5 protein-coding genes, 1 pseudogene and 1 riboswitch are annotated in these 5,809 nt (G+C 37.9%); of the genes and pseudogenes, 3 read left to right on the forward strand and 3 right to left on the reverse strand.

Features of this window, described 5'->3' with window-relative positions:
• Window positions 1–203 precede the first annotated feature (203 nt).
• Complete coding sequence (gene msrA, locus LIZ98_RS16630; protein WP_034770471.1) at window positions 204–737, reverse strand: peptide-methionine (S)-S-oxide reductase MsrA; 534 nt, start codon at window positions 735–737, stop codon at window positions 204–206.
• Between the two features lie 264 nt (window positions 738–1,001).
• On the opposite strand from msrA, the gene LIZ98_RS16635 reads away from it, so the two are divergent.
• Window positions 1,002–1,781 (forward strand): YndM family protein, encoded by a 780-nt coding sequence (locus LIZ98_RS16635; RefSeq protein ID WP_227140304.1) that lies wholly within the window; start codon window positions 1,002–1,004, stop codon window positions 1,779–1,781.
• 46 nt (window positions 1,782–1,827) lie between these two features.
• On the opposite strand, the gene LIZ98_RS16640 is transcribed toward LIZ98_RS16635, so the two are convergent.
• Entirely contained in the window at window positions 1,828–2,064 is a 237-nt protein-coding gene (locus tag LIZ98_RS16640; RefSeq protein WP_227092102.1) for a hypothetical protein, read from the reverse strand.
• A 2-nt stretch (window positions 2,065–2,066) separates the two neighbouring features.
• Window positions 2,067–2,976, reverse strand: a pseudogene (locus LIZ98_RS16645) (metallophosphoesterase).
• A 180-nt stretch (window positions 2,977–3,156) separates the two neighbouring features.
• Between LIZ98_RS16645 and LIZ98_RS16650 the strand changes: the two are divergent.
• Together LIZ98_RS16650 and LIZ98_RS16655 are read left to right on the forward strand one after the other, a co-directional pair.
• A complete protein-coding gene (locus LIZ98_RS16650) occupies window positions 3,157–3,924 on the forward strand; it encodes a yteA family sporulation protein (protein WP_041845625.1) in 768 nt (255 codons plus the stop codon).
• Window positions 3,925–4,030: 106 nt separating this feature from the next.
• A riboswitch (SAM riboswitch) is annotated at window positions 4,031–4,143 on the forward strand.
• Window positions 4,144–4,274: 131 nt separating this feature from the next.
• Window positions 4,275–5,570, forward strand: coding sequence for an O-acetylhomoserine aminocarboxypropyltransferase/cysteine synthase family protein (locus tag LIZ98_RS16655; protein WP_227140305.1), 1,296 nt, complete (start codon window positions 4,275–4,277; stop codon window positions 5,568–5,570).
• Window positions 5,571–5,809 lie beyond the last annotated feature (239 nt).

The following is a 5,809-nucleotide window of genomic DNA, read 5'->3' on the forward strand; positions in this document are numbered from 1 at the left end:
CTTCGGTAGCATTACCTCGCAAGCGAAAATGTATTTTCGCTGACTACGGCTCTGCTTTCGCCTAAAGGCTCGGCAATCGCCGAGTTTTCTTTATAATATATTCCAATAAACATATCAATGTAAGTATAACATGGCATATATAAAAAATGTTGGAAAAAGTAATAAACAGGGAATAGCTAATGTATTCCCTGTTTTAGAATGGATTATATTTCATTCCAGTGTTTTTTAATAAATTCGTCCCGACCGGATTTTTGGCGATCTTCAATATAATCTTCCGGGCTTTTTTTGTAAAAGTCTTGATGGTACTCTTCTGCAGGATAAAACGGTGCGGCCGGTAAAATTTTTGTGGCAATCGGCTTAGTAAACATACCACTTTGTTCCAGTTCTTTTTTTGTTGTTTCCGCAATCCTTTTTTGTTCTTCCGTATGATAAAAAATCGCTGTTCGATATTGACTACCCCGGTCGTGAAACTGTCCATCCGGGTCGGTCGGGTCAATTTGTTGCCAATATATTTGAATAATCGTTTCATAACGAATGATGGTCGGGTCGTAAGTAATCTGGACGACTTCATAATGGCCTGTCGTTCCGGTTTTTACTTGCTCGTAAGTCGGATTTTCAACGTGTCCCCCTGAGTAACCGGATATAACACTTATAACACCGTCCCATTGGTCAAAAGGTTTTACCATACACCAGAAACACCCGCCGGCAAAGGTTGCTTTTTCTAATTTATTGTTCATTTCATCATCTCCAGAGAATTGCTGTGTCTTTTATTTATAATAAAGATTGTATCATCAATTGGAAAATAAACAATGATTCCTATTCAAAAAATCCATTTTTATCACTAAGAAAATTATATTTCCAGCAATGATCCCGATTCGATGAAGGTCATAACCAAGGAAAGCTTTACAGGAAAAATAGCTGGGTTCAATGAAATAGAAGTATAAAATTAAAAAAATAACTCAATCTAATGGTGAACGTATCAAACGGAAAAGGAGGATATTATGGAACATTTACGTTCACTAGTTATAAAATTTGTTATGATAACGGCAATGTTGGCCGTCGTATTTGGATTTTTATATGGCGTGTCTTTCGGTGATATTTTGACAATAAGTTTTATCCTTACGATTACTGCCTATTTGGTTGGTGATCTGCTTATTTTACCTAGATTTGGAAACACGGCAGCCACGATTGCAGATTTTGGATTAGCATATTTAGGAGCTTGGATGATTGGTGCCATGATTATTGAGGAACCGATCCGCTTGGGAACAGCCAGTTTCCTTTCAGCTGCATTGATTGCCATAGGGGAAGTCTTTTTCCATCGGTATGTTGTAAACAATGTTATCAATGATAAGGATACAACACAGAATCGGGCAACAAATTCTCAGGCCAGACCAAGTTATCAAACAGAAATGGCAGAAGAAAATTATCCGAAAGTGAAAAATAATCAATCAACAACAAACGCAGATGCCGAATTTGCTGAAGAGATTCTTCCTGAGGGTAACAACACCGGTAAAGCGAATCAAGCAAAAGGTAATACTGTAACAGGTAGGGCAAACAATGCCATCAATGACACCGAAATCGGTAGTGAAATATTCCCGGAAGCTGATGATCAAGCCAAAAATCAAGCAACTTCTGTCAACAATGCGCTTAACCGTGATGAGGCAACGAATATGGGACGAACAAATGATTGGAGCACCTATATTGACGGATATGGTTATGTACCGAATACGACAAACAATGAAACGGATCTAAAAAGGAATGAGGAACAGAATAAACAATAACGAAAGAAAGGAAACAGAATCAATTCTGTTTCCTTTCTCTTTAAGATTAAGATTGGTTTGTATTTAACATATTCGGTGTAAACTGTTCCATTTTTTGTGTGGCCTTTTTCATCATCTGTTGGATTGAACCGTTTCTTCCCCGAGTCATTCCAAAGGCAGTAGCTCCACCGGCAAGGCCGATACCTACTAATGATAACCAGAGCATATTTCGGTTATTTCTTCTTCTCTTCATTAAAGAAGTCAGTCTGTTGATATTCATATTACGCATCCACTTTCTTTTCAAAGCTAGCCCCCCTTTGTGCGGTTTAAAGAAGATCTATCTCTTCTTACAGATTTAGTGTTTGTGATAAGCTTTAGTCTATTCGAGTAAGATAATGGATGGATGTTATGAAAAGTAATCTCGGGTCTGGAGCCAATCCGGATGTTAACACCTGTTTGGCCGAGTCCTTCACTGAAATAAAAAGGTTTTCCCTTATAGTAATGAAGTCCTTTAATAATTTTTTTTACGAGCCAGTTCTCCCATTTTAACTAGATGATATGGTTTCGGCCAGTATATTTGTCCACCGTGGAAATGACCGGAAAGAAGATAATCAAACGGGACATCTGTCATTTTCAACACAATATTCGGGTCATGCGTTAACACAAGATGGAAACCAAGCGGTGCATGATTATACGCTTTTTCTATATTGCTTCTCCCTGTACTGTAATCATCAATTCCAATAATATTGATAATATTGATAAGCTGACCATTTGTTTCAATTGTCACATGTTCATTTTGTAGTGTTTTACACCCATAATTTTCCAATAAATTTTTTAGTTTAGTAAAATTTTTTTCTTTTAGCACATAGTCGTGATTGCCAAAAACGGCAAATATTCCATATTGGGGATTGATTTCCTTAAATAGTTGGAGATAAGGAATTAGTTTCGGAATCGTACGTTTGCGGTCCAAATAATCACCGGTTAATGCAATTAAATCTATTTTTTGGTTTTGTACCATTTGTTTAAGATCCTCTGGAGAAACGGATATATTTTCAAGGTGCATATCGGTTAAATGTAGAATGGTCAATTTTCCATCATGATTCGTATTTGTCTTTAACTGAATGCGATTTATATTTACTTTTTTTGTGTTTTGATATGCTCGTCTAATTAAAATAGAAAAAATAATGAGGCAAAAAATAAAAATAACAGCTTTCACAATATCCCTCCTATAAACCCCAGTATAATGAGAAATAGATCACATGGGAAGTGGGAGTTTTTGGGTTTAATCATATAGAGGATATTCACAAAGTCCGTAAATAGCAACACCTTAAATTAGCAAACATGATTTTTAATTTTTTACAAATACTAAGCGAAACAGATGGGAGGAGTTAAAAATATGTTATCACAACAACAACTTGATGCCTTCCGTTCAATATTATTAGATGAAAAAGCGGATGTGGAAAAACGACTTAAGGGAAACGATCAATTTGGTATGAATAAAGGACATGCCCATGAATCCACCGGTGAATTATCGAGTTATGATAATCATCCCGCAGATGAAGGAACGGAATTATTTGAACGCGGGAAAGATTTAGCTCTAAATGAACATGAAGGCAATCATTTGAAAAATATTGAAAAGGCACTGAATGCAATTGAAAATGGTACATATGGAACTTGTGAAGTTTGTGGTGAAGAAATTCCTGTGGAAAGATTGGAAGCATTACCGACCACAACTTATTGCAAAAAACATAGTCCGGATCAAGTCATCTCCTACCAGAGACCGTTGGAAGAAGGAGTTTTAATGCCGCCGTACGGAAAATTTGATTTTGATGATTCGAATGATGAAGGTTTGAGCTTCGATGCGGAAGATGCTTGGCAAGAGGTGGCGAGTTGGGGTACGAGTGAAACACCTTCAGACTTCATCGAGCCACAAAAGCATTATAACGATGTGAATATCGAACCGGAAGAAAATGTCGGATATGTCGAGGATTATGAAAACTTTGTCGGCGTTGATATGTATGGGAAAAATATCACCGTTTATCCGAACCGGCAACATGAAAAATATGAGGAAGACCTTGATGAAGAGGGGATTATGACAACTTTCGGCGACCTTCCACCGTTTGAAAAAGATCCGTATGTTGAAGAAGAGACTGATCGACGTTAAGGAAAAAAATAGGACGTTTTGTAAATTTTTCATAAAAAAATAATTGACGAAATAAAAACAATTCCGTATAATCATTTTAACAATAATTTAAAAAAGTGAGTACAAACTCTTATCAAGAGAGGTGGAGGGAATAGGCCCGATGAAACCCGGCAACCTTCAAACATGGTTTGAAAAGGTGCCAATTCCTACAGGTCAGGATGTAGATCTGAGAGATAAGAGGAGGGATGAATTTCAAACCTCTTCTTATTGAAGGGGTTTTTATTTTTTGTACCTCTTCAATTCTCTCTAAGAGCAAGATGTATGCAAAAGCTCACTTAATTATTGTTACAAAATTTTAGGGGGAATTGTTTATGACGATAGAGTATAAAGATGAAACGATTTTATTACATGGAGGACAAGAGGCAGACCCGACAACAGGTTCCCGGGCTGTTCCGATTTACCAAACAACATCTTATGTGTTTCGTGATGCTGAACATGCGGCAAATTTATTTGGCTTGAAAGAACCGGGTAATATTTACACTAGAATTATGAATCCGACTGTTGATGTTTTTGAAAAACGGGTGGCGGCTCTGGAAGGCGGTACAGCTGCCGTTGCAACTGCTTCGGGATCTGCTGCAATTACATATGCGGTTTTAAATGTTGCTGAGAGCGGAGATGAAATTGTTGCTGACAGTAATTTATACGGCGGTACGTTCAACTTATTTGCTAATACAATAAAAAAATTTGGCATTACAGTAAAATTTGTTGATGCTCGTGACCCGGAAAATTTTCGTAAAGCTGTTACGCCAAAAACGAAAGCATTTTTTGGTGAAATTATCGGCAATCCAAGTCTCCGAGTATTTGATGTTGAAGCAGTAGCAAAAATTGCGGACGAAGTAGGTGTTCCGCTCATTATTGATAACACATTTGCTCCTTATAGTGCAAAACCAATTGAATGGGGTGCGCATGTCGTCGTTCATTCTGCAACAAAATGGATTGGCGGTCACGGAACTTCTATCGGCGGGGTCGTTGTTGACGGAGGGAATTTTGATTGGACGAATGAACGGATTACAAGTTTTAATGAACCGGATCCGGGATATCACGGGTTGAAATATGCAGATTTAGGAAATGTTGCGTTTGCTACAAAGCTGCGTGTACAATTATTGCGCGATACCGGTGCGTCCTTGAGTCCGCAAAATGCTTTTTATTTTTTACTTGGTCTTGAAACATTGCATCTTCGGATTGAAAGACATAACGAAAATGCATTAAAAGTAGCGCAATATTTGAAAGACCATCCATCGGTGGAATGGGTATCTTATCCCGGTTTGGCAGATCATCCATCCTATGAGCTAGCAAAAAAATATTTAAGACACGGCGCCGGTTCGATGATCGTATTCGGTATAAAGGGCGGAAGAGAAGCAGGTAGAAGGATTATCAATCATGTTCAATTATTTTCCCACGTGGCCAATGTTGGGGATGCGAAGTCACTGATTATTCATCCGGCCTCGACCACCCATTCCCAGTTAAGTGATGAAGAATTAGCGCTATCCGGAACAACTCCGGAATTAATTCGCTTATCCATCGGAATTGAACATGTTGATGATATTATTTATGACCTAGAACAAGCCATTGCCAAGGCGGTGGAAACAACAGCGGCGGTACAATAATTTAAATTGAAAAAAGGATACATGTTTACTAGATGAAGCTTTCTGTTTCAGCTAGACAAGGGGTTTATAGAAGATAGAGTAAACAGCGGGTAAAAAACACTCGCTGTTTTTTTACGTAAAGTATAAATTCCCACAAGGCTGCGAATTCGTATTTTTCAATTTATAAGGTCCAAAAGAGCGCGATTTGGTCACTCCTATGGGACAATTTAGCTTCATTTTCCGTTTGATTTGTCCCATAG

Source organism: Caldibacillus sp. 210928-DFI.2.18 (assembly GCF_020554505.1).
In the GTDB taxonomy this organism is placed as follows: Bacteria; Bacillota; Bacilli; order Bacillales; family Caldibacillaceae; genus Caldifermentibacillus; species Caldifermentibacillus hisashii.

Bases quoted from the DNA above. Each gene is read 5' to 3' on its own strand.
- msrA (WP_034770471.1), bottom strand. From the start codon at position 737: ATGAACAATAAATTAGAAAAAGCAACCTTTGCCGGCGGGTGTTTCTGG.
- LIZ98_RS16635 (WP_227140304.1), top strand. From the start codon at position 1,002: ATGGAACATTTACGTTCACTAGTTATAAAATTTGTTATGATAACGGCA.
- LIZ98_RS16650 (WP_041845625.1), top strand. From the start codon at position 3,157: ATGTTATCACAACAACAACTTGATGCCTTCCGTTCAATATTATTAGAT.
- LIZ98_RS16655 (WP_227140305.1), top strand. From the start codon at position 4,275: ATGACGATAGAGTATAAAGATGAAACGATTTTATTACATGGAGGACAA.